The organism is Mesorhizobium sp. M0771, assembly GCF_040320155.1.
In the GTDB taxonomy this organism is placed as follows: domain Bacteria; phylum Pseudomonadota; class Alphaproteobacteria; order Rhizobiales; family Rhizobiaceae; genus Mesorhizobium.
On the sequence record NZ_JAMYPC010000005.1, the window covers coordinates 38009 to 61118 of the forward strand.

Annotated in this window: 14 protein-coding genes and 1 tRNA gene; 10 read left to right on the forward strand and 5 right to left on the reverse strand. The window is 62.5% G+C overall.

Translation table 11 applies throughout. The features are described from left to right. Positions 1-181: 181 nt before the first annotated feature. Together NKI05_RS09370 and NKI05_RS09375 are read left to right on the forward strand one after the other, a co-directional pair. Positions 182-1954 carry an adenylate/guanylate cyclase domain-containing protein gene (locus NKI05_RS09370; protein WP_352791343.1) on the forward strand — a complete coding sequence of 591 codons (1773 nt, stop codon included), beginning with the start codon at positions 182-184 and terminating at the stop codon, positions 1952-1954. A 129-nt stretch (positions 1955-2083) separates the two neighbouring features. Continuing rightward, positions 2084-6406 carry a cytochrome P450 gene (locus tag NKI05_RS09375; protein WP_352791345.1) on the forward strand — a complete coding sequence of 1441 codons (4323 nt, stop codon included), beginning with the start codon at positions 2084-2086 and terminating at the stop codon, positions 6404-6406. A 30-nt stretch (positions 6407-6436) separates the two neighbouring features. On the opposite strand, the gene NKI05_RS09380 is transcribed toward NKI05_RS09375, so the two are convergent. After that, positions 6437-7123: a Crp/Fnr family transcriptional regulator gene (locus NKI05_RS09380; RefSeq protein WP_023668987.1), complete on the reverse strand. Its 687-nt coding sequence runs from the start codon at positions 7121-7123 to the stop codon at positions 6437-6439. A 508-nt stretch (positions 7124-7631) separates the two neighbouring features. Between NKI05_RS09380 and NKI05_RS09385 the strand changes: the two genes are divergently transcribed. From NKI05_RS09385 to NKI05_RS09405, 5 genes are all read left to right on the forward strand, one after another. Then, positions 7632-9896, forward strand: a complete 2265-nt coding sequence (locus NKI05_RS09385) for a DNA/RNA non-specific endonuclease (RefSeq protein ID WP_352788746.1) — start codon at positions 7632-7634, stop codon at positions 9894-9896. 16 nt (positions 9897-9912) lie between these two features. Continuing rightward, positions 9913-10896 (forward strand): trypsin-like peptidase domain-containing protein, encoded by a 984-nt coding sequence (locus NKI05_RS09390; protein ID WP_352538315.1) that lies wholly within the window; start codon positions 9913-9915, stop codon positions 10894-10896. Between the two features lie 169 nt (positions 10897-11065). After that, entirely contained in the window at positions 11066-12331 is a 1266-nt protein-coding gene (locus NKI05_RS09395; protein ID WP_156940988.1) for a hypothetical protein, read from the forward strand. Next, positions 12328-14997 (forward strand): DNA/RNA non-specific endonuclease, encoded by a 2670-nt coding sequence (locus NKI05_RS09400; RefSeq protein ID WP_023805164.1) that lies wholly within the window; start codon positions 12328-12330, stop codon positions 14995-14997. The genes NKI05_RS09395 and NKI05_RS09400 overlap by 4 nt, the downstream gene beginning before the upstream one ends. A 111-nt stretch (positions 14998-15108) precedes the next feature. After that, entirely contained in the window at positions 15109-15381 is a 273-nt protein-coding gene (locus NKI05_RS09405; protein ID WP_023696133.1) for a hypothetical protein, read from the forward strand. Positions 15382-15419: 38 nt separating this feature from the next. On the opposite strand, the gene NKI05_RS09410 is transcribed toward NKI05_RS09405, so the two are convergent. Together NKI05_RS09410 and NKI05_RS09415 are read right to left on the reverse strand one after the other, a co-directional pair. Beyond that, a tRNA-Val gene (locus NKI05_RS09410) sits at positions 15420-15494 on the reverse strand. A gap of 128 nt (positions 15495-15622) precedes the next feature. After that, positions 15623-16306 carry a phosphoglycolate phosphatase gene (locus tag NKI05_RS09415; protein WP_352520360.1) on the reverse strand — a complete coding sequence of 228 codons (684 nt, stop codon included), beginning with the start codon at positions 16304-16306 and terminating at the stop codon, positions 15623-15625. Between the two features lie 155 nt (positions 16307-16461). Here NKI05_RS09415 and rpiA point away from each other — a divergent pair, with 155 nt between their 5' ends. The 3 genes from rpiA (at position 16462) to gor (ending at position 19313) form a co-directional block, all read left to right on the forward strand. Next, a complete protein-coding gene (gene rpiA / locus NKI05_RS09420) occupies positions 16462-17193 on the forward strand; it encodes a ribose-5-phosphate isomerase RpiA (RefSeq protein ID WP_352561123.1) in 732 nt (243 codons plus the stop codon). After that, positions 17180-17797, forward strand: a complete 618-nt coding sequence (locus NKI05_RS09425; protein WP_023668979.1) for a DUF2059 domain-containing protein — start codon at positions 17180-17182, stop codon at positions 17795-17797. The genes rpiA and NKI05_RS09425 overlap by 14 nt, the downstream gene beginning before the upstream one ends. A 124-nt stretch (positions 17798-17921) precedes the next feature. Then, the gene (gene gor, locus NKI05_RS09430; RefSeq protein ID WP_352788761.1) at positions 17922-19313 is read left to right on the forward strand and encodes a glutathione-disulfide reductase; all 1392 of its coding nucleotides are present in this window, start codon (positions 17922-17924) and stop codon (positions 19311-19313) included. Between the two features lie 73 nt (positions 19314-19386). Here the strand turns inward: gor and mgtE are convergent, their stop codons facing one another. Continuing rightward, the gene (gene mgtE / locus NKI05_RS09435) at positions 19387-20754 is read right to left on the reverse strand and encodes a magnesium transporter (protein WP_023696129.1); all 1368 of its coding nucleotides are present in this window, start codon (positions 20752-20754) and stop codon (positions 19387-19389) included. Positions 20755-21044: 290 nt separating this feature from the next. Continuing rightward, positions 21045-22931, reverse strand: coding sequence for an ABC transporter ATP-binding protein/permease (locus NKI05_RS09440; RefSeq protein WP_352792327.1), 1887 nt, complete (start codon positions 22929-22931; stop codon positions 21045-21047). Between the last annotated feature and the right edge of the window lie 179 nt (positions 22932-23110).

A 23110-nucleotide genomic window follows, 5' to 3' on the forward strand; every position in this document is an offset into this window, starting at 1 on the left:
GCTGGACAACCCGATGGTGGTAGAGCTTTGCCCAAGACCCTGCTAGACTTCTGGTCCTGGCGGGGTGGCATGGCGCGCCAACCCCGCCGGAATCTTCATCTCTCAGCGCGCGGCGAAGTGTTTCAGGAACGGGTCGTCGCCTGTGCTGGACCAGAACCAGAAAGGGAGCGGGGGCTCGAACATGGCTGTACGGAACTACACCCGTCAGCTGGCGACAATCATTTCTATCGATGCCGTCGGGTTCTCCCGGCTGATGGGCATCGACGACGAGTCTGCTGTCGCGGCATTCGAGGAACGGCGCGACATCATCGCCGACAGCTGTGGCACATTTGGCGGCCGCACGTTCGGCGACGCCGGCGACAGCATCATGGCCGAGTTCGGCAATCCGATCGAGGCGTTGCGCGCGGCCTTTGATTTCCAGGGCCGCATCGTCGCCCTCAACGCCGAGGTTGCCGACGACATGCGCATGCCGTTTCGGGCCGGCATCAACACCGGCGACGTCATCGTGCGTGGTGGACGCCTCTACGGCGACGACGTCAACATCGCCGCGAGAATCCAGGAATTCGCGCCGGGCGACGGTCTCGCCGTTTCGGAGACGACCTGGCACCATGTGAAGGACAAGACGGCGGCCGAATTCACCGATCTCGGCGAATTCATGCTGAAGAACATCGCCTTGCCGGTGCGCGTTCTGATCGCCGGCCGCAGTGGCAACGGATCCTCGCCGGCGGCGTCGTTCGCCGCCATTCCCCAGGCCAATGCGCAGCAGAAGCTGTCGTCCAAGGGGCCGCCGGCGATCGCCGTCCTGCCCTTCCACGCCGATGGCGGCGAGCATGAAATCGGCTACATGGCCGACGGCATCGCCGAGGACATCATCTATGGTCTTTCCAACACCAGATGGCTCTCGGTCATCGCCAAGGGCTCCAGCTTCCAGTTCCGCGACGACACGCTGGGCACGCGGGTGATCGGCAACGCGCTCGGCGCGCGCTACATCGTCAGCGGCACGCTGATGCGCAATGGTGGCCAGATCCGCCTCAACACCTCGCTGGCCGACGCGTCCAACGGGCGGCTGGTGTGGTCGCAGCGCTTCGATCGCGATCTGGTCGACATCTTCAACCTGCGCGACCAGATCGGCGCTGAGATCGTTTCGATCCTCGACAAGGAGGTCGACCGGGCGGAACAGGCACGCACCTTCCAGGTTCCCTGGGAAAGCCTGGAGACCTGGCAACTGGTGCGACGGGGCCGCTGGCACATGAACCGGCGCACCCGCGGCGACACCGAAACCGCACTCGAGTTCTTCCAGAAGGCCTACCGCGAGGACGCCAACTCGAGCGCCGTGCTCAACGAACTGGCGTGGTGGTATTTCTGGCGGGCATGGCTGCGTTTCGGCGACAGCGACGATTTGAACAAGGTCGAGCAGTTTGCCCGCAAGGCGTTGCTGGTGGACAGCCTGGATGCGCGCCCGCACGCCCATCTCGGCGCCGTCGACATCATGCGCGGCGAACCGCGGTCGGCCGTCGACCATCTCGAGGAAGCGATCCACATCAATCCGAGCTTTGCCTTCGCGCGCTCGGCCATGGGCAGCGCCCAGCTGCTGCTCGGCAATGCCGCGACCGCGATACCGTTCTTTCTCGATACCGAGCGATTGAGCCCGTTCGACCTCTACCGCTTCCACAATCTGGGGGAACTGACGGCGGCCTATTGTTTGGTCGAGAACTGGCCGGCGGCGATCGCTGCCGCTGACCGCTCGCTCAACCTGTCTCCCGGCTATTTCTATTCCAGGTTCCTGAAGATCGGCGCGCTGATGCGAAGCGGCCGGCCGGAACAGGCGCGGCGCGAGATGACCATTTTCACCACCCGGCATCCCGATTTTTCAGAACAGCGTGTGCGCTGGATACCGTTCACCGACAAGGCCGCGAACGAGTTCCTCGTCGCCAATTTCCAACTGGCCAAATGAACATGGCGTCAGTGCTGGCTGGAACATGGACCAACTGTGAAAAGATTCACATACGTGCAGCCGATGCAAACCTAGGCGTTGAACGGCCGGCATCGCAATGACGTGGATGGCCGGGGGGCTTGAACGCGCATGACCAAACTGAAGTATTTCGACGCTATTCGCGCGGCCCAGAAAAACCAGCGCCCGCTGTCGGAAATGCCGCCCTTCGATCTCGGCCGGATCCGGAAGACAGGGCTGATTGCGCGCGTCGTCGGGTCTCTGGCCGAAGACCCCCGCTGGGCGCTTTCCTTGTTGCGGCGTTTCCGGCCGACCGGCAAACTTTTCGGCGTTCTCGTGGTCACCAAGAACGCCGATGTCCGCGACATATTGGAGCGCGGCGACGAATTCCAGACCCCATACGGCCCGGAAATGACCGAGCTTGCCCGGGGATCCAACTTCATCCTCGGCATGCAGGACGGCGCCGACTACCGGCGCATGAAATCGTCGGTGCTGAGTGCATTCCCGCCGGCCGAGGTCGAAGCCGCCGTCAGGCCGATCGCGGCGCGTCATTCGCAAGAGATCATGACGCGCGCCAGCCCCGGCTTCGATGCGATCTCCAGGTTGATGAAGATCGTCCCGGTGCACATCTGTCGAGATTATTTCGGCGTCGAGATCGACGATGAATCCGAATTCGCCGACTGGGCGATCGCGCTGAGTGCGCTGTTCTTTTCGGACCCGACGGCGAGCCCCGTCATGCGCGAACTCGCGGTGGTGGCGGGCGACCGTCTTCTCAAAGTCATCGATCGCTCCATCCAGTCGGCCAGGGACCGGGGCTTGAAGGCCGAGCAACCGCTGGCGAGGCTGGTTGTCCAGATGGATCAGGGCCGCCTGTCGCGGGACGACCTCAATTCGATCATGCTGGGCATGATCGCCGGCTTCGTCCCGACCAATGTGCTGGCCGCCGGCAATTGCCTCGACGTGATCCTGTCGCGGCCCGACGCACGGCAGGCTATCGATGCGGCATTGGCCGAAAACGATACCGCCAAGCTCGACAGGGCCGTCCTTGAAGCCATGCGCTTCAAGCCGATCTGGGTCGGCCCCTGGCGCTACACGGCCCGCGACGCGATCATCGGCAAGGGTACGCGCCGCGAGCGCCTGGTGAAGGCCGGCACGGTGGTGATGCCGGCGACGCTGTCGGCGATGTTCGATGCCGACGCCGTGCAGAACCCGGACCAGTTCGACACATCGCGCCCGTATCGCGACTACATGGTGTTCGGCCACGGTATTCATCAGTGCATCGGCGCCGAGATTGCCAGGATCCAGATCGGCGAAAGCCTGCGCGCCCTGTTCCAGAAGCAGGGCGTGCGCCGCATGCCCGGCAAGGCCGGGCGGATGACCCGCATCGGCGCCTATCCCGAAACCCTCAAGGTCGATTTCGAACGGGCAGAACTCTGCCGCACCGTAACGCAGTCTATGGTGACGGTGGTCTGCTCGGTCACCCGATCCGCGTCGCTGGATGCTGTCCGCGACAAGGTTGCCAGCCTCGGCAACCCGGCCGTCGAAGATATCCGCACCGCGCTCGATATTGCCGGCACCGTCCACTTCACCAGCCTGACCGTGGTCGGCACCGGCGAGATCAGCGCTGATTCCGGTCAGGAAAAAGGAGCTCTGGTTCTCGAGATGTCCGGTGACGGCAGCATCGACGATGTCATCGATGCGGTCACGCACGCCATCGGGCACCGGCTGCGGCCGATCTTCAAGGATGTCTGCGATCTGCCCGATGGCGGCGCATTGAACGATTTCCTGCGCAAGCACAATGTCGACATATCGCCGTCCTTCGGCAGCAATGCCGGACTGGTGTTTTCGGGCACGCCGGGGCACTCGGTCCAGCGTATCAAGGCCGAGCAGCAGCTTTTCGAAGCCGTGCGCGACATCGTCGAGCGGCCACGCAAAGGCGCCGGCAACGCTCCTGCCGTGCTCGCTGAAGTTCGCCAGCATGTCCAGTCATTAGAGACGTTTGCCTGGGCGTTCGAGCCGGCCGAGAGCCTGCTGGAAAAGCCGCCGGGTCATTGGGGCCGTGCTCTGATGACGACGTTGCTGGTACCACCGGTCTTCGTCACGGTGGCGATCATCTGGGCTGCTTGCTGGTACATGACCTACAGTGTGGTGTTCGGCAGATCTATCGACATCAGTTCCCAGGAAATCTCCTTCACCGCTATAGCCGTGGCAATCACCTCACTTCTGTTGTCGGGACTTGGAGTGTTGGTGGCAGCGGCGCTGCTGGCGTTTTCGTGCTTGCTGGCGCTGCGACGCCGCGAGGACAGGGATCGGCCGGAAAGCACATCGATCGGCATATCTGAATTGAACGCGATACTCGTCAAGGAGGGCCACGCGGCACAGAACCATCTGACTGCGATTTCGACGATGAAGGCCGGCATTCTGCGGCGGCTGGCGCTCAGGTTTTCTTTCTACCTGATCTCGATAGCTGCCCAGAAGGTATTCAAGCCAGGCTTCCTCAACACCATCAACACCATCCATTTCGCCCGCTGGATACTGCTGCCCGGCTCCAACCGATTGATGTTCTTCTCCAACTACGGCGGCAGCTGGGAAAGCTATCTTGAGGACTTCATCGCCAAGGCGTCCGCTGGCCTGACCGGCGTGTGGAGCAACACCGTGGGCTATCCACGCACACGATGGCTGTTCCTGGACGGCGCGCGCGACGGCGATCGTTTCAAGCGCTGGGCGCGGCGCCAGCAGGTGCCGACCCTGTTCTGGTACTCCGCCTATCCCCAAATCAACACAGAGCGCATCCGGATCAATTCCCGGGTCAGGCGCGGCATTGCTTCCGCCGTCGGCAACGAGGCGCGCGACTGGCTGAGCTTGTTCGGTTCGCTACGGCGCCCGGCGAGCGAAACAACCACCGTTCAAAAGACCACTTCGCTGCTGGCCAATATCAGCTCTGCCTTTCCGGCGCCTCTCGAGCAGCAGCTGGAAACCGGCGAGATCCAGTCCATCTTCTTCGGCCCGCTCGGCCCGCTCGCTTATTCGCATATGCTTGCGATCCGGGTGCCGGACAAGTTGCCGGCGCCCAAGCGCAGAGCCTGGCTCGATTTCGTTGTCGAGCAGACGAGTTTCGGCGAAGGCAGGCCCGCCGGGCGCGCTATGATAGTCGCCTTTGGTCCCGGTGGCCTGCGGCAGTTTGGGCTCGACGAGGGTGTGGAGGGCGATCCACTGGAAACATTTCCGATCGCCTTTCGCCATGGCATGGGCAATCCCGAGCGTGGGCGCATACTGGACGACCGAGGCCGCGACGGCCCGGACGAATGGGAGTGGGGGTCGTTGGAGAACCCTGTGGACCTGGTCATCGTCTGCTATGCTGAAGACCCGGGACGGTTGAAGACCGAGATTGCCACCGTGAGACGAAAGACGACCGGTGCAGGCATGAAGGTCGTCGCCGAACTGCCGCTCGCCGTAAACCGGGGTCCGACCGACACGAAGACGAAATCGTCCGACGGGGCAAAGCGTGACGATCGGTCGGAACGTGGGCCAGCCTACGAGCATTTCGGTTTCGCGGACGGGATTTCGCAGCCGATTGTCCGGGGCACGACCCGCGCCAGCAGGGGCGCCGCGCCCATGCATCTGGTCGCGCCCGGCGAGTTCCTGTTCGGCTATCGTGATGAGCATGGGTTCTATCCAGCCTCGCCCTCGGTAAGCGCATCACGCGATCGGACCGGAATCCTTTCTCAGGTGCGCCGTAGCCGGCTGATTCCGGGCCTGCCGCCACCGCCGCGCGATTTCGGGCGCAACGGTTCATTCCTGGTTATTCGCCAGTTCGAGCAGCACGTCGACGTCTTCAACAACTACTGCAAAAAGGCTGCAGCCTTGGTCGCGAGCCAACTCGGCAACCAAGCCATCACGCAAGACTGGATTGCCGCCAAGATGCTCGGCCGCTGGCAGAACGGTAGCTCGCTGGTGCGCAACCCCGATCATCCGGGACGCGTCATCGACAACAACTTCGCGGCTGGCGCCGAGGATCCGCAAGGCCATCGCTGCCCGCTTGGTGCCCACATTCGCCGTTCCAACCCACGCGACTCGCTGGGTGAGGACCGCGATACGCAGATCAATATCGGCAAGCGCCATCGTATCCTGCGGGTCGGCCGTACCTATGAGAAGCAGGACGGCAAGAATGGCAAGGTCGAAAAAGGGCTGCTGTTCATGTGCCTCAACGCCGACATAGAGCGCCAGTACGAATTCATTCAGCAGACCTGGGTTTCGTCGGCCACGTTCCAGGGCCTCGTCGCTGAAAAGGACCCGACGATTGGTTCGCGCAGCGGTGATGGCAGGTTCACCATTCCGTCATGGGAAAAGGTCACGACGCTCCGTGACATGCCGCAATTCGTCACCACCAAGGGTGGTGGATACTTCTTCATGCCCAGCCGCTCGGCGCTGCGCTACCTGATTTCGCGGCTCTGAGTCTTGGCCGGGGCTGATTCGGGATCGGCGTCAGTCGTCGTCCTGCGATTCGGCGATATGGCGCAGCGCCCCGGTGTCGGTGATGCGCAGGCCGCCGCGTTTGATGGCAATGAACGAGCGGTTGCGCCAGTCGTTGAGCGTCTTGTTGACGGACTCGCGCGTGGCGCCGAGGAACTCTCCGAGTTCCGATTGCGAGATCGGGATCCAGCCGGCGCTGTCGGCCATCACCTTGGCCAGGAAGACCAGGCGTTTGGCGAGCCTCGCCTCGATGCCGAAGAAGGCCTGGTCGCCGAGTTCGCCGCTGACCCAGCGCAGCCGGGCGCACAGAAGTTCGATCATCGCGCGTGCCAGCGGTGGATTTCTCTCAATGCGATCAAAGAGTTGTGTCCTGCTGAGCGAAACCAGCTCGCAAGCGGTCAGGCAGATTGCGGTGGCGGTGCGTGGCCGCCCGTCAAGCGCGCCGATCTCGCCGACGAGGCTGCGCGACAGCTCGATATTGGCCACCAGCTTCTGCCCGCCAGGCGAATAGATCGAGATTTCCACCGTGCCGCTCATCACCCCGTAGATCCGGTCGGCGGCATCTTCCTGGACGAACAGATGCTGGCCGGCGGCGTAGCGCTCGACCTTGCAGCCGCTGAACAGGATATCGAACAGCTTTGGATCGATGCGTGCCAGGCGCGGCAGATCGTTTCTGTCGTTTGGGCCGCCAAAAGCCATGTTCCAAATTCCCAATTGCCGCAATCGGCGAAGTTTAAGGGCCGAAGTCTAAGGCAAGAGTGCACCGCGTCAAAGGCCGGCGTTCATCCCTTGCGATTACGCCTTGTAAAGGCTTGGCGCAGTGGTCGCGCCCAGTGCCTGGCTCGTGCCGGGCGGAAAGCCGCCTGCACGCGCGGCGAGAGGAGCCGCGCGTGCAGGCGCCAACTGATAAAAATGGATAGGTGATAAAATTTCTGTAAAACCGAGCGGCCGCAATGGCCCTTCCACCCGTTGCGATAGGTGGGCGCAAACAGCGTGAGCGTCTGTGACGGAGATCACATACGGCATCGCTGAAATAATGCGAGCGTCATACATCGCGCGAGCGACTGCGGCAAAGAGACATGCCGACGTTGCACTCCGGTCATCTTCGACGCGAGTTGATTTGTTTCCTTGCCTGCCAATCAGAATTGCACCAGTCTAAAATGGGGCAATACAGTTCTTTACTTCGACAGAACCTTTGAGGGCGACTATGCCGGTCAGCAGAGAGCAGCGAATCCGTCAATATCTCGATCTCGTCACCGGGGGCGAGGGGACTGAATCGGTCCTCGGCAACATGGAGACGATGGCAGGCGGCGGCCTGGAATCCCTTGCGCCTGCGGAAGCCGGCAAGACGGAGGCGGCGTTTGAATCGGCGCGCGCTGGCCTGGAGAGCCTCGCGCGGGGCGCCGAAGTCGCGCCCGAGCAGCTTTCCGATCTGGAAGCCATAATCATCCCGGAGTTGCGGCCGGTCTATGACATCAAGGATGGCACCTTTACGACGCTGACTTTCGACGGCGCTCCGACACCTGGCCATTCGCTGTGGACGAAGCTTACCAGCGAGGCCGCATTGAAGCAGCGCATCGAAGCCGCCCTGCCGGCGATCGGGCGTATCGAACTGTTGTGGAACACCAATATCCCTTACGGCGGCACGGGCTTCGTCGTCGGCCGCAACCTGTTGATGACCAATCGTCATGTGGCGCAGATATTTGCGGACGGCCTTGGCGACCGCAATCTGCAATTCATCAACGGCCGCGCCGCCGGCATCGACTTCAAGCGCGATTCGGCGGCGGGAAACGTCTTCAAGATCCGCAATGTCCGGATGATCCATCCCTATTGGGACATGGCGATCCTCGAAGTCGAAGGCCTGCCCGACAACATCACGCCGCTGTCGCTCGCGGTCGCCGACGCGCGCGATATGCTGCGCCAGGAAGTCGTCGCCATCGGCTATCCCGCGTTCGACAATCGCAACGCGGTCGATGTCCAGAACGAGCTCATGCGCAATCGTTTCCAGGTCAAGCGCCTGCAACCGGGCATGCTGCAGGGCGGCTTCGATACGGAGAGTTTCGGCAAGATCGTCAGCGCGGCGACACATGATTGCTCGACCACTGGCGGCAACTCCGGCACCGCCATGATCAACCTCGCCACCGGCGAGGTCGTGGCGCTGCATTTCGCCGGCCGCTATCTCGAGCGTAACTACGCCGTGCCGACCGGCGCGCTGGCCAAGGACCAGCGTGTCGTCGACCTCGGCCTCAATTTCGCCGGCGCCGCCAGCGGCGGCCCCAACGATTGGGGCGCATGGTGGAACAAGACGGACAGTGGGTCGCCGGCCGAGGGCGTAAACCTGGTTGAAGCCGGCGGCGTCAAGCAGATCCCGGGCGTCGCCACCCAGACGCCTTCATCGGCAGGCGTCGTCGTTTCGCCAGGCGGCAGCGTCACCTTCGAAGTGCCGTTGCGCATCACCGTCTCGCTCGGCGCAACGCCTGCCCATGAAGCGGTCACCGAATCGGTCGAACTGGAAGCGGCCAAGCCGACCCCTCCAGGCGGCGCATTCGTTCCCAAAACGGTTGCCGACTATGCCGGCTATAAGGGCTACGACGAGAAATTTCTCTCTGGCGGCACCAAACTCGCGCCGGTCGTTGTGCCCATGCCTGAGGCCACCGACCTCTCCGTGCTGGCGCCGCTCAAGGCCGGCGGCACGCAACTCGACTACCAGAATTTTTCGCTCAAGATGCACGCCAAGCGGCGGCTGGCGCTGTTCACCGCCTCCAACGTCACCGAGGAGAGCAATCTGCGCGAGCCGGAAAAGGGCCGCAACTATTCGCGCGGCGGCCTGTTCAGCGAGCGCTGGTTTCCGGATCTGCGGCTCGACGACAAGTACCAGATCCCCGACGTCTTCTACACCCAGGATCAGGGCGCCTTCGACAAGGGTCATATCGTCAGGCGCGATGACGTGGCCTGGGGCAGCACCTTCGAGCTGCTGCTCAGGGGCAATGTCTGCTCCTTCCATGTCACCAACTGCTCGCCCCAGGTCGAAGGCTACAACCGCTCCGACAGCGGCGAGAAGAACTGGGGCGATCTTGAGAACCACGTCCTGTCGGAGGCGGCGAGCGAGCGGCTTTGCGTCTTCGCCGGGCCGGTCCTCGCCAAAGACGACCGGACCTTTGCCGGCAAGGGTCCCAAAGGCACCAGTCTTCGCGCCCCGGTGCCGCGCCGCTTCTGGAAGGTGGTGGTCGCCCGCGTCAGTGACGGCATCGCCAGTTACGGCTTCGTGCTCGAACAGGATCTGTCGGACACGCAGCTGGAGTTTGCCGTCTCCGACGAGTTCATCGGCGCAATGTACCCGCTCTCCGAAATCTCCGAAATGACCGGCGTCAGCTTCGACCAATCGTTGATCGATGCCGACCAGTACGAAACGGTTCGCGGCACCGAAATTGCGATGCGGGCGGGATCACGCAAGCGGAAGAAGAAGGCTTAGGGTCGGAGGGAATCCCATGACCGAATGGACGCAATCCGAACTGAACAGTCTCAACCGCATCCTCGCCAACCTCTACCCGATGATCGGCGACGGCGTGCGTGTTGCCAAAGGTGTCGGTCTTTCGACGGCCCAGATCGCCTTTGACAACAAGGCGATCAACAACTGGTTTGCGATTGTCCAGCGCGCAAAGCAGGAGACCAGGGCCGACGACCTCGTCGCCTTTGCACTCGAAGAGAATCCCGGCGACCAGGCACTGCTGCAGGCAAAGCAGCACGCCCCGCCTCCGCCGGTCGAAGGCCCCGCGACCGCCAATTGGAGCGGCGCGACGGCGCCGGCCCAGCTCGAAAAAATCCTTGGCGACAAGAGTACGCTGGTGCCGATCAGCTATCTGGAACTTGGCCTCATCAGGGCAAGATCGGTGGTGCGCATCAAGCGTGCGGATGGCAGCTCCGGCACCGGCTTCATGACCACCGGCGGGATACTGATCACCAACAACCATGTCTTGCCTGACGGCGCTTCATTGGCGGGCACGGTGGTCCAGTTCAACTATCAGCGCACCGTTGCCGGGCTCGACGCGCCGCTCGACCAGTTCGACATCGACATCGCCGTGCCTCTTCGTACCTCCAAGGACAATGATTGGTCCGCCGTCCGCATCAAGGGCGATGCCTCCAAATGGGGCGAGTTGGAATTGAAACCCATGACCGTCAAGGCCGGCGACCATGTCAACATCATCCAGCATCCCGGCGGTGCGCAGAAACAGATTTCGTTCGTCGCCAATGTCGTGGCCTTCGTCGGCGGCGGCCGCGTCCAGTATCTCACCGACACACTGCCGGGTTCGTCGGGCTCGCCGGTCTTCGACACCGACTGGAACCTGATTGCGCTGCATCACAGCGGAGGCTGGCTCACCGAGCCCAACGCGCCTACCAAAAGCACATATTATCGCAACGAAGGCATTGCGATCGACACCATCATCCAAGACCTCGCGGCCAAGCCTGTGTAGATGGTGAGCTATGCAGAACGATGGCGCAGCTCGATGCGCGGCGATTTGGGACTACGGCATGTAAATTTTTTCGGATGTGACGGTTTATAACGCCACACACCAAACACCAGGGAGTTCAGAGATCAGCGCCTATTTCGACCTCAGGCTTCAACTGGCTGATCTCTACCCATTGCCTCCCGATTGGTTGCAGGTAACCAAGGACGCTGGGATCGTCGCTGGCGCCATCAACCTCCAGGGCGCGGCGCTCACAGTCTGGTTCAACATCCTCGACTATGCCTTGACCAAGAAGCTGTCGCAGCCGCTGATGAACACTGTCGTTCGGCAAAATCCGCAATGCGCCGCAATATGCAAAGCCTATCTGGATGAACTTGCCGCGGGCGAGAAACCGACGCCCGAACTGCCTGGCCTGACCACGGACGATCGGGTCAACACCGCGCTCGCAGGCTTCAACGCCGTCAACCAGCAGCCCAAGGACATTCAGGCGCAACTCGCCGCTGGCGATGGCCTCACCACCGTCGCCAGCCAGATCGATGTCCTCAAGACCTACAAGGACCTGCATGACCACCTGCAAAGCTTCCAATATGGCATCGGCAGCTTCCAGACCTTGCTGGTCGCCGCCCGCGACATGGGGGCCGACCTGGAACAGGTCCGCGTCCTGCGCAATTTCCTCAAAATATTGAAGCTCTTCTGTGTCTCGATCGGAGAGTCGGTCATGGAGCTGCCGGCGGGGCCGGCGCTTCACGATATCGAGCAGGCCTGGCTCGACGACCTCAAGGCGGCTGCGATCAAGTTGCAGGCTGCCATCGATAACAAGTCTCCGGACGCCTACGACGCGCTGTTTGACGTGCGCACCGTGCTGCGCGTCGTGCCTTCGCGGCTCAACCAGCAGATTTTCGTTACCGCGAAGAATCTGCCGTTCGGGCTTCTTGCCACCGGTCTCGACACGATAGCCGGCAAGCTTCCAGCAGGTGCCCCGGATGTTCCTTTGATAAAGGCTGCGCATGATGCGATCATGGTGCTGTCGTCGACCATCTATGCGCGCGTCGTCGAGCATAAGCTCTGGCAGGACGTCGACAACAAGCTGGCCAGCCTCACCGACATGATCGAGCCGATAGAAGAGGGCGCCGCGGCGGACAAGTCGCTGCCGTTCCAGTTTTCGCCGCTGTGGCGAAACCTGGAAGTGAAGGTCAAGGTTCTTGCCGATCTCGATCCCAATGGCGCCTGGCGAACGACGCTCGTCGACTACTCCACCGACGTCAACGACCAGCTATCGCGCGAGACCGTCGATACCGCCTTCATTCTTGCCTTCGAAGCCTATCGGGACGAGGCCCAGCAACGCTTCGTCCAGGTCGATCTGGCGCTGAAAACGGAATGCGCCTCGATCGTCCGCGTCAGCACGCCTTTGCATAAGATCATTGAGGACCTGGGGCCATGAGCGATGAACTTGCGACAGGCACGGAGACCGAAACTCCGGCCGATTTTATTTCGCTGAGCGACATCCGGATCGCACATCTCGAGCTGATGCGCATCGCCAGCAGCAATGAAGCCGTCGACCCATCGATGAGCCGCAGCGACAAGGCCGGCGCCGAGACGACGGAAGCCAGCATCGACAACACGGCCCCCGATGCGCAGGCCATCCGCGACTTCCTGGCCAAGGCACGGCGCGCCGGCAGCACCATCGCGCGGGAATCCGACCGGCGCGCGGCGCAGCGCATACTCGATTATTGGTCCGCCGAACTGGTCACGCGGCCGGGCATCACCTCAGCCGACGTCAGCCCGGCGCGGCTCGCGTCTTTCGCAGGTGGCGGTGGGCTCGAAACAACAGAGCCAATTGCCGTCGCGGTTGACTCCGAATCGGCATCGCGTGAAATCAACGATTCAGGAACGGTCGCCATCGCCGTTCCTGAATCAATGGCCGTCGCGACCAAAGACGGTGCCGAATCCGGCGACGGCTTCGCATCGGACGACGAACTGAGTTCGGACGAGCTGACCGAGCGCTTTCGCATTCGCGTGGCCGCCCAGGCGCGGCAATGGAAGAACACCGGCTATCCCGGCTATCTCCTGCGCGGCGAAGCGCTGAAGGAGGCGGCGGAGCTGCCGCAGGGGCCGGACATCGCCGAGTTCGTCGAGGCGAGCGCCAAGGCGGAGACCGACAGCCAGAAGCAGCGCGATCGCAGCAAGAATATATTGATCGCGCTGTTTGCCATCCTGGCCGCGATCCTTGGGGCAACCACCTATTTCGCCTACGTCCAGAGAAATGACGCTGTTGACGCGCGCAAGGATGCCGAGACGACGGCGAGTGAGGTCGCAAAGCTCAATGGAAAGCTTTCCACCGCCCTTGAAAAGACGGAAGACGCACGCCAGCGAGCCGAGGCTGCACTTGCCGTTGCCGAGAAGAAGGCGGAAGACGCCGCCAAGACGCTGGCCGAGCAGCAAGCCACGCAGGCCACTTTGCGATCCGCGATCTTGCTTGTGGTCGAACAGCTCAAACTCGGCAGCGTGTCCCTGGACAAGTTGGCGCCCGATTTGCGACAGGGGGTGCTGGTCGAGCTGGCCGGGCAGGTCAAAAGCGGCGAGGTCGCGCTCGACCAATTGCCGGCGCCGCTGCGCGCCGCGCTTGAACCGCTGCTTGGCAAAGACATAGACAAACAGCCTAACGTTCTTTCGGGATACAAGGTCGATTTCATAGGGGCCACGATCGGCTTGCCCAGGATAACCGACGACCTGGCCAACGACGCCGTGGCGCCGCCGCTTGATTACATCAACTACTCGCTGGTCATGGGCCGAACTCATCGCATGGCCATCTATTCGGCCGTCAACCTGGATCGGTCGCAGAGGTTGCCGCTGCAATTCACCGCCAGCAGACTGAAACCCGACAGCCGATTGTCGGTCGACTACCAGCCTCGTCCCAACTGGTACTTTCGCGCGGACCGGCCCTGGCTGGCGGCGCGATTTGCAAGTGCCAGCGACATCGCCTGGGGTCCGGAGTTCGCCGGCGATCCGGCAACGGCGGCGCTCAAGCTGGCGCAGTATGCCTCTTTCCTGCCAAACACGATGCCGCAGCCGCGTACTTTCTACGGCAGCCGATGGGTGCCGCTCGAAAACTGGGTTCGCTCGCAGCACAATCCGCTCGCCAATCGGGTGACCATCTTCAGTGGTCCTGTCTTCCGGCCCGCGGACCAGCCGGTCGACGGCGTGCCGGTCCCTTATGCCTATTGGAAGCTCGCGGTGTCCTCGGTGTCGGCGGCCGTGAAGGGAGAGGTGAGGGAGCCGGAATTTGAGGTCGATGCGTTCTTCATTCCAGCCGACGCTACGGGGGCGTTCAACGTCGAGCAGTATCGGCTCCCGGTTGCCGAGCTTGAAAGGCTCACGAGCCTCAATTTCGACCCTCTCATCGAATGGACGGATTCACTGAAGAACCGCGGCCCCAATGGAACCGCGGCCGACGAACTGGCGGCTCGCGTCAAGCTGCTCGACGGCGCAAATGATGCACTGCGCGGTGACCTGATTGCCGTCCTCGAAGACGCAGACCTTCCGGTGGTCGAACGGCAGAAGATCGTCGCGGCTCTCGTCGAGATGGCCGGCCTGCAAAGCATAAGCGGGCTGACACCGGCGGGGCGCCGCAACGTGCTTGAGACCCTGCTTGGGGTACCGCCTGAATTGTGGGAACGCCCGGACTGGCTGGCTGTGTTTGCCGGCGCGCGCCGGGCGGTTGCCGATCTCGCCCTTTCGGCAGCCGACGGCCAGACTGTTATCGGTGAGCAGGATCGCAACGCACTCAACACGCTGAAGGACCGGCTGCGTATCCAGCAGAGCCCACAGACGGTTTACGTCCAGTTCGCCGGCATGGCGCGCGAGGACGCCGGGGCGCTTTCCGCAAAAATGCGGGCCTTGGGCTGGGGCATTCCAAACCCTGGCGAAGAACGTGTCGCCGCTGCCGCCGGCAAGAACGAAGTTCGCTACAACCCCTACAACGACGCCGACCGTGGCGCCGCCGAACTGCTGGCCGCCGACCTCACGGTTGCCGCTGGCCGACTGGTGACAGCCCGTGCGGTGCCGATCATCAAGGCCAACACATTGGAGATATGGACCAGCATATAGAAACACTGAAGGCCCGAGCGGGGCGAAGACAAGGGCGCGTAAAAAAGCCGCGATGCGCCGCTCACTATCGTCGCGACAAATACGGGCTGTTCTCACTCCAGAGGTTTTTACATGCGCACGCGTCACGCCGTCATGCTTGCACTTTCCGCGCTTTGCATTCCAGCCGTCTCCATGCCGCTGCAGAAAGCCAACGCGCTGGAGCCTGAAAAATACACGGTCTATTGCGCCAACGATCACATCGAGGTTTCGTTCTGGGATCTCGAGCAGATGAAGGTGCGCAACGGCTCCGATGTCTGCCAGTTCCAGAGCTACACGAGCTACTCAAGCGCCTTGAACTTCGCGCAGAAGAATTTTGGTGGGGAAGGGGCGAGTTGCAGCTGCTAGGAGTGCTGGCTTGGAGTGCGCTGTTCAGGGAAAGAAAATGGTGGGCGATGCAGGGATTGAACCTGCGACCCCACCCGTGTGAAGGGTGTGCTCTCCCGCTGAGCTAATCGCCCGCTCGTTGCCCGAAGGCCAAGCGAGCCGCGATATAAGGGAGGCAGGGTTGTGAAGTCAAGGCGATGCGCCGGCCTTCTGTGCCTGAAATAGGCGAGGGCAGGCGCTGCCGCGCAATCGCCCGTTTCGCTCAGCCGGCCGCAGCTGCAATCAGCCGTTCCGCCAGGTCGAGCGTCAGCGCGTCGAAATGCGAAATCACCGCCGACGGCTCGAATTCTCTGACATGGCGGTCGGTGTAGCCGAAATCGACGGCGACCACCGGAATGCCGGCTGCCTTGGCGGTGTCGATGTCGGTCTGCGAATCGCCGACCATCAGCGCATGATGCGGATCGCCGCCGGCGAGCCGGATGGTCTCGGTCAGATGGCGCGGGTCGGGCTTGCGGAAGGCGAACGTGTCCTGGCCGGCGATCGCGGCGAAATGCTTTGTCAGGCCGAGCGCCCCGATCAGCGCTTTCGAATTCGCCTCATATTTGTTGGTGCAGATGGCGAGCAGATAGCCGGCCTTCTCGAAGCGGGCGATGGCTTCGACGACACCGGGGTAGGGGCGCGACTTGCCGGGGATGTTGAGTGTGTAGTGGTCGAGGAACACCTTCAGCAGCCTGTCGTGCTCCTCCACCGCCAGCGACTTCTGCTGCGCGGTATGCGCGCGCTCGATCATCACCCGTCCGCCCTGGCCGACAAAACGCCGGAAGCCGGCCTCGTCGACAGCGGCAAGCTCGCTGGCGGCAAGGCTGTGGTTGAGGCTGTCGAGCAGGTCCGGCGCCGTGTCGATCAGCGTCCCGTCGAGGTCGAACACGATGATCGGTTGGGTCATGGCCTGTCCTGTGGCTGATGCATTGCAGGCAGGCGATAGCGGCTGCGCTTCTTTCAGGCAAGCCGGTGCGAGCCAAAGTCTTTGACCCTGCGGGCAAAAGTGCTAGGAGCGCGCATCCAGAAAAATCAGAACCAAGCCAAATCCCCGGGGCGAGCATGGATGCGAGGCAGTTGAAAGTCGAGGCCGCGCGGGCTGCCCTTGCCCATGTCAGCGACGGCATGCGCATCGGCATCGGCACCGGGACGACGGCCGACGAATTCGTGCGGCTGCTGGCCGAAAAGATCGCCACCGGCTTGTCCGTCATCGGCGTGCCGACGTCGGAGCGCACTGCAGCCCTTTGCCGCGAACTTGGCGTGCCGCTGTCGACGCTTGAGGAAACGCCCGAGCTCGACCTTACCGTCGACGGCGCCGACGAGATCGACGCGGCGCTGACGCTGATCAAGGGAGGCGGCGGCGCGCTGCTGCGCGAGAAGATCGTCGCGGCGGCATCTCAGCGCATGATCGTCATTGCCGATCGCTCGAAGATGGTCGACACCCTTGGCCAGTTTCCCTTGCCGATCGAAGTCAACCGGTTCGGCCTGCGCGCCACCGAAATCGCGGTCGCGGCAGCGGCCAAAAGTCTCGGCCTTTCCGGCCCGGTTACATTGAGGATGACGGGGGGCCAGCCTTTTGTTACAGACGGCGGCCATTTTATCCTCGATGCATCTTTTGGCCGCATTCCGGATACAAGAGCGCTTTCGAATGCTCTCCATGCCATTCCTGGTGTGGTCGAGCATGGTCTTTTCATCGGGCTGGCGTCAGCGGCCATCATCGCCGGCGGCGACGGCATCCAAACCGTCCATGCCGCCCGAAAACCAGGGAGTTCTACCGATCATGATGTTGCATAACCGGGTTCGCAATCTTTGCGCCGTTCTGGCGGCTTCGGCCGTTTTCGCCTTCTCCTCCCCGGCGTTCTCGCAGGAGATCACGGAATCGCATCTGAAGGCGGCACGGGCGGCGGTCACGGCAATCCACGCGACCGACTCGTTCGACAACATCCTGCCGCAAGCGGCGGCCTCGCTCGAGCAGCAGCTTATCCAGAAGAACCCTGATATGCAGGAGCTGATCGGCAAGACCGTCAGCGAAAAGGCACTGGCGCTGGCCTCGCGCCGTGCCGATCTGGAGAAGGAAGCAGCGCTCGCCTATGCCAAGGTGTTCTCCGAGAAGGATCTCACCGACATCGCCGCCTTCTACAATTCCGATGCCGGCAAGAAGCTGCTCGACAACGGCCCCAACGTGACGCGCGAACTGGTCAAGGCCGCCGACATCTGGCAGAACGGCCTGGCGCGCGATCTCGCCCAGCAGGTCGGCGAAACGCTGGCAGCCGCCGCGAAGGCCGCTGCCCCGGCCGCGCCTGCGCCGGATAACGCAACTGCCCCCGCCGATGGCGCTGCACCTGCCGACGGCGATGCGCCCGCAGACGGTGACCAGCCGGAAGCGCCGAAGAACTAAGACGTCTGATTTCGCCACCGGCATCCTTGCCGCTGGACCAGAAAGCCCGGTGGAAACCGGGCTTTTCTTTTGGCTTCATGCAGCCTACCTGTCTCAAACATTTCTTGGGGCAAGGAACAGCAGCATGGCCGGCTACGACTACGATCTCTTCGTCATCGGCGGCGGCTCCGGCGGGGTGAGGGCGGCGCGCGTGGCGGCAGCGCTCGGCAAGCGTGTCGGCATCGCCGAGGAATACCGCTATGGCGGCACCTGCGTCATCCGTGGCTGCGTGCCGAAAAAACTCTATGTCTATGCCTCGCAATTTCCCGAGCATTTTGCCGACGCCGCCGGCTATGGCTGGACGGTGCCCGAGGCGAGCTTCGACTGGCCGACGCTGGTCGCCAACAAGGACCGCGAGATTGCCCGTCTGGAAGCGATCTACGAAAAGAACGTGAAAGGCGCCGGCGGCGAGACGTTCCACTCGCGCGCCATGCTGGTCGACCCGCATGTCGTGCATCTCCTGGGCGATGACCGCACCGTCACCGCCGACCAGATCCTGATCGCCACCGGCGGCCGGCCGGCGCCGCACCCGGCGCTGCCCGGTCACGAGCATTGCATCTTTTCCAATGAGGTTTTCGACCTCAAGCAACTGCCGAAGGCGATCATGATCGAGGGCGGCGGCTACATCGCCGTCGAATTCGCCAATATCTTCCGTGGCTTGGGCGTCGACACCACGCTGGTCTATCGCGGCAAGGAGATACTGTCGCGCTTCGACATGGACCTGCGGCGCATGCTGCACGAGACCATGGAAAAGAAGGGGATCAAGATTCTCTGCCACGCCGTGTCGGAATGGGTCCGCAAGCGGCCGGACGGCAGGCTGGATGCGTTGGTCACCGGCGGCAAGGTGCTGACAGTCGACCAGGTCATGCTCGCCATCGGCCGCCTCCCCAACACCGAGAATATGGGCCTGGAAAGCGTCGGCATCGAACTCGGCAAAACCGGCGCCATCGTTGTCGACGAATATTCCCGCACCAACATCGACAACATCTGGGCGATCGGCGACGTCACCAACCGCGTGCAGTTGACACCGGTGGCGATCCACGAGGCCATGTGTTTCATCGAGACCGCATTCAAAGGCAATCCGACCGCGCCCGACCACGACACCATCCCGACCGCCGTCTTCTCACAGCCGGAGATCGGCACCGTCGGGCTGTCCGAGGACGATGCCGTCAAGCGCTACTCCGATATCGAAATCTACCGCGCCACATTCCGGCCGATGCGGCACACGCTGTCGGGCCGCGACGAAAGGATGCTGACGAAGCTGGTGGTCGATGGCGCCACGCGAAAAGTGCTCGGCGCGCACATCCTCGGGCCGGACGCCGGCGAGATGGCGCAGTTGCTCGGCATTCCGCTGAAGGCCGGCGTCACCAAGGATGATTTCGACCGCACCATGGCCGTCCACCCGACGGCAGCGGAGGAACTGGTCACCATGTACAAGCCTACCTACCGCGTGAAGAACGGCGTGCGGGTCGATTGACGCCCGCGCGCTCGATCTTGAAGAACCCCCCATGGCAGCCGCTGTTGCCACCGAGATGGGAGCCTGAAGCTTATTACAACAAAGTGCCGCGCAGGATGACCAGCGCCACCGAGAAATAGATCACCAGGCCGGTGACATCGACCAGCGTGGCGACGAACGGCGCCGAGGCGCTCGCCGGATCGAAGCCGATCCGTTTCAGCGCGAACGGCAGCATCGACCCCGACAGCGAGCCGAAGGTGACGATGCCGACGAGTGCTGCCCCCACGGTCGCCGCGATCAGCGGCCAATGCGGCCCATAATCGTAGAAGCCCATATATTGCCAGAGCGCGATGCGGCAGATGCCGACCACGCCAAGCATGGCGCCGAGCACGAAGCCGGTGGGCAATTCGCGCAACGCCACCCGCCACCAGTCGCGAAGGCCGATCTCGCGCAGCGCCAGCGCGCGAATGACGAGCGAGGTCGCCTGCGAACCGGAATTGCCGCCCGAGCTCATGATCAGCGGGATGAACAGAGTGAGCACGATCGCTTTTTGCAGTTCGCCTTCATAGCTTTGCATGGCATTGGCGGTCAGCATCTCCGAGATGAACAGCGCGCACAGCCAGCCGCCGCGCTTCTTGATCATGGCGAGAAAGCTCATCTTCATGTAGGGCTCGTCGAGCGCCTCCATGCCGCCGAAACGATGCGCGTCCTCGGTCGTCTCCTCGATCATGGTGTCGATGATGTCGTCGATGGTGACGATGCCGAGGATCTTGCCATGGTCGACGACGGGAACCGCGAGCAGGTCATATTTGGAGATCGTCTGCGCCAGTGTCTCGCGATCGGTCAGCGGCGTCACCGTCACCGGGGCGCGATCCGGCGCCACCGACAGGATCGGATCGTCCGGCTCGCCGGTGATCAGCCGGCGCAGGCCGGTCGAGCGCACCAGCACATGCGTGTCTGGATCGACGATGTAGATGGCGTAGACGGTCTCCCGCGTCCGCTCCACCTTGCGGATGTAGTCGAGCGTGCGCCCGACGGACCAGTCCGACGGCACGCTGACGAATTCGGTCGTCATGATCGAGGCGGCGCTGCCTTCGGGATAGCCGAGAATGGAAAGCAGCGTTGCCCGCAGCGGCGGGACCAACCCGCCGAGCAGCTCGGAGCGCGTCGGCTCATCCAGCTCTCGCAGGATATCGGCGGCGCGGTCGACCGACATGGCGGTCAGCAGCTTGCACGCCTTGGCGCGCGGCAGCGCCTCGGCCAGATCGGAGGCGCCGTCGAGTTCAGGCTGGTCGAAGATCTCGACCAGCCGCTCGAACGGCATTTCGCAAAGCAGTTCTATCGCGGTATCGCGAGCTTCCCGGTTCAGGGCCTCGACGACATCGGCGACGTGATCATTGGCAAGGATACGCGCGATAGCGACGGCATCGTCGCCCGCTACGACGGGGGTAAATTCGTTCATGGCTCACTCCTTGCCGTCCGGCGGGACGTGAGCCGTTAGAGGTCACATCGAGGCGGACGGCGGTTGCGTTCGACTACTGTCGCCAGGCATGGCGCGGTGACCTTTCTGCTCGCAGGTTCGAGTTGGAATTCAGCGAGCGGGCGCAACATAGGAGCGCATCTTGGCGAGTCAATCGCGGGGGTGGCGGAAAACAGCCGGGAGCCGGCCCAATCGCGAGACTGTGATGATTATTGAAGGGGGAGGGAGCGAGTGCCCCGCCGCCAGTGGCGGAACGCGCTTCGGCGTGGCTGCTATTTCTGCTTCAGCCGGCGTGAAAAACGCATCCATTTGTCCTCGACCGGCCGCGGCTGCGTAAGGATGGTGGTGAGCTCGCGCGGAAAGTTCGGAACAAGCGGCCTCTTGGTGGCGACGCCGTCGGCGATCGCGACCACGCTATGGTAGAATTCCTCGCCCGAGGCCGAACGTGGCGGCACCGCCTCATGCATGATGCTGATCACCGTGACATCGGGACAGTTGTCCTTGATGGCCTGGTGGAAGGCGATCTTGCCATCCGGATCGAGCGCGCCGGTCGCTTCGTCGAGGAACAACAGTCCCGGTTGCTGCAGCACGATGCGGGCCACAACCAGCTTCTGCTTCTGGCCGCCGGACAGCAGCTGGTCCCAGATCTTTCCCTCGCGGCTTTCATCGGCCATGTGTTCGATGAAATCGCCAAGGCCGGCCTTGTGCAGGGCTGCCGCGACCTGCGCATCGCCATAGTCGTCCTCGGAGCCGGGCAGGCACACCAGCTGCTTCAGCGACACCTGCTGCAGCTTGACCTCCTGGGCGGCATAGAAGCTCCTCACACCGTCAGGGAAGACGATGGTGCCGCGGCCATAAGGCCACAAGCCGTTGATCGCCTTGATCAGCGAAGTCTTGCCGCAGCCGGACTCACCCCTAAGGAACGCCCACTCGCCGCGCCGGAAGCGCAGATTGGCAGCACTCAGGAATGGCGTGGCGTCCTCGCCCTGATGCGCCAGTTCGAGCTTCTGGATGGTCAGGCCGAAGACGGGGTTCTGGCTGGCATAGTGGAAGTCGGACTGGCCGGTCTGGCTGTAGAAGTCTTGCGGCTGCTGGACGTTTTCGATGGCGTTCGCCAACTCAATGACGCGCTGGCTGTTGGCCCGCAACGTGGCGAGACTCGGCATGACATGGATGAACCACGAGCACTTGCTGATCAGCGCGTTGACCTGCTCGGAGCCGGTTACATACCCTGTGAAATCAACCTTGTTGTTGATGAAAGGCACAAGGCCAGGAGCAAAAGCGACAATTTTGGCCGCAACAAAATTATAGACCGATTCGAATCCTGAATAGATATTGTTGACAATATTGAACTTCGACCAAGTCCGGTCGATGTCGAGATAGAGCCGACCATGTATTTTCTTCTGGACTTCTTCGCCTCGCGCCGCTGACACATGGAAGCTCCGGCGCAGTAGCGTGAGCAGTTCGCCGCGATAGCTGCCTTCCGCCTTCTGCATCCTGATGTTGAGCCACTCGAGCATTCCGCCAAGTTTGACTGCGATCCAAGTGTTGAACGGCACGTAGATAGCGACCGCTAGAAGAGCGAGCACGACGCTACCGTAGCTGCCGAGGAACTCCAGCCCTTTTACCTCCACGGAGTTTGCAAGCAAAGCTCCCCCCACAAAGTACAGCGAGGTAAAGACGCCGAACACACCCTGTGCAAGCCCCAGGGCGCCACCAGTCATATCTTTAATCGATTCCTGCACGCGCTGATCGATGTTGTCGGGTGCCGGCGTGCAGGCCGAGCCATTCTGGGCGTGGTAGTGCGTGTGGTTGTTATCGAGGAGAGCTTCATTGAAGCGGCCATCCAGCCAGCCGCGCCATTTGCGATGCAGTGTCGCAGAGACAAGGCTTTTGATGGAAGTAATGCCCGCATCCTTGACCACGACCAGCAGCACCAGCAGCCCGGCATTGGTAAGAAGCGATTCAAGCGGCGCAGTATTCGCAGCATCGTGGAAAAAAGCGATGGAGTTTGACAGCTTTCCCATCGCCACCGTGAACCAGACGTCGGCCTTGCTCGATAGAGCAGTTAGCGCCGCGACCACCAAGGTCAGGGCCCAGGCCTCTCTCCACCGGTCCGAGAACCAGTAGGCCCGCATCAGTCCCCAGAAGGTCCGCATCGACGATACTGGCGTCAGGGGCGACGGCCCGACGGGGGCGTCGCGGTTCCAAAGTGCCGATATTGAACGTCGCGGTCTGTCGACCCGAATCACAATCCCGCCCAAACCTTTTTAGTTTTGTTACGGATAGTAACACCAATTGATCATTTTCTATGAATTTTATCCCGGCGGATGTGAAG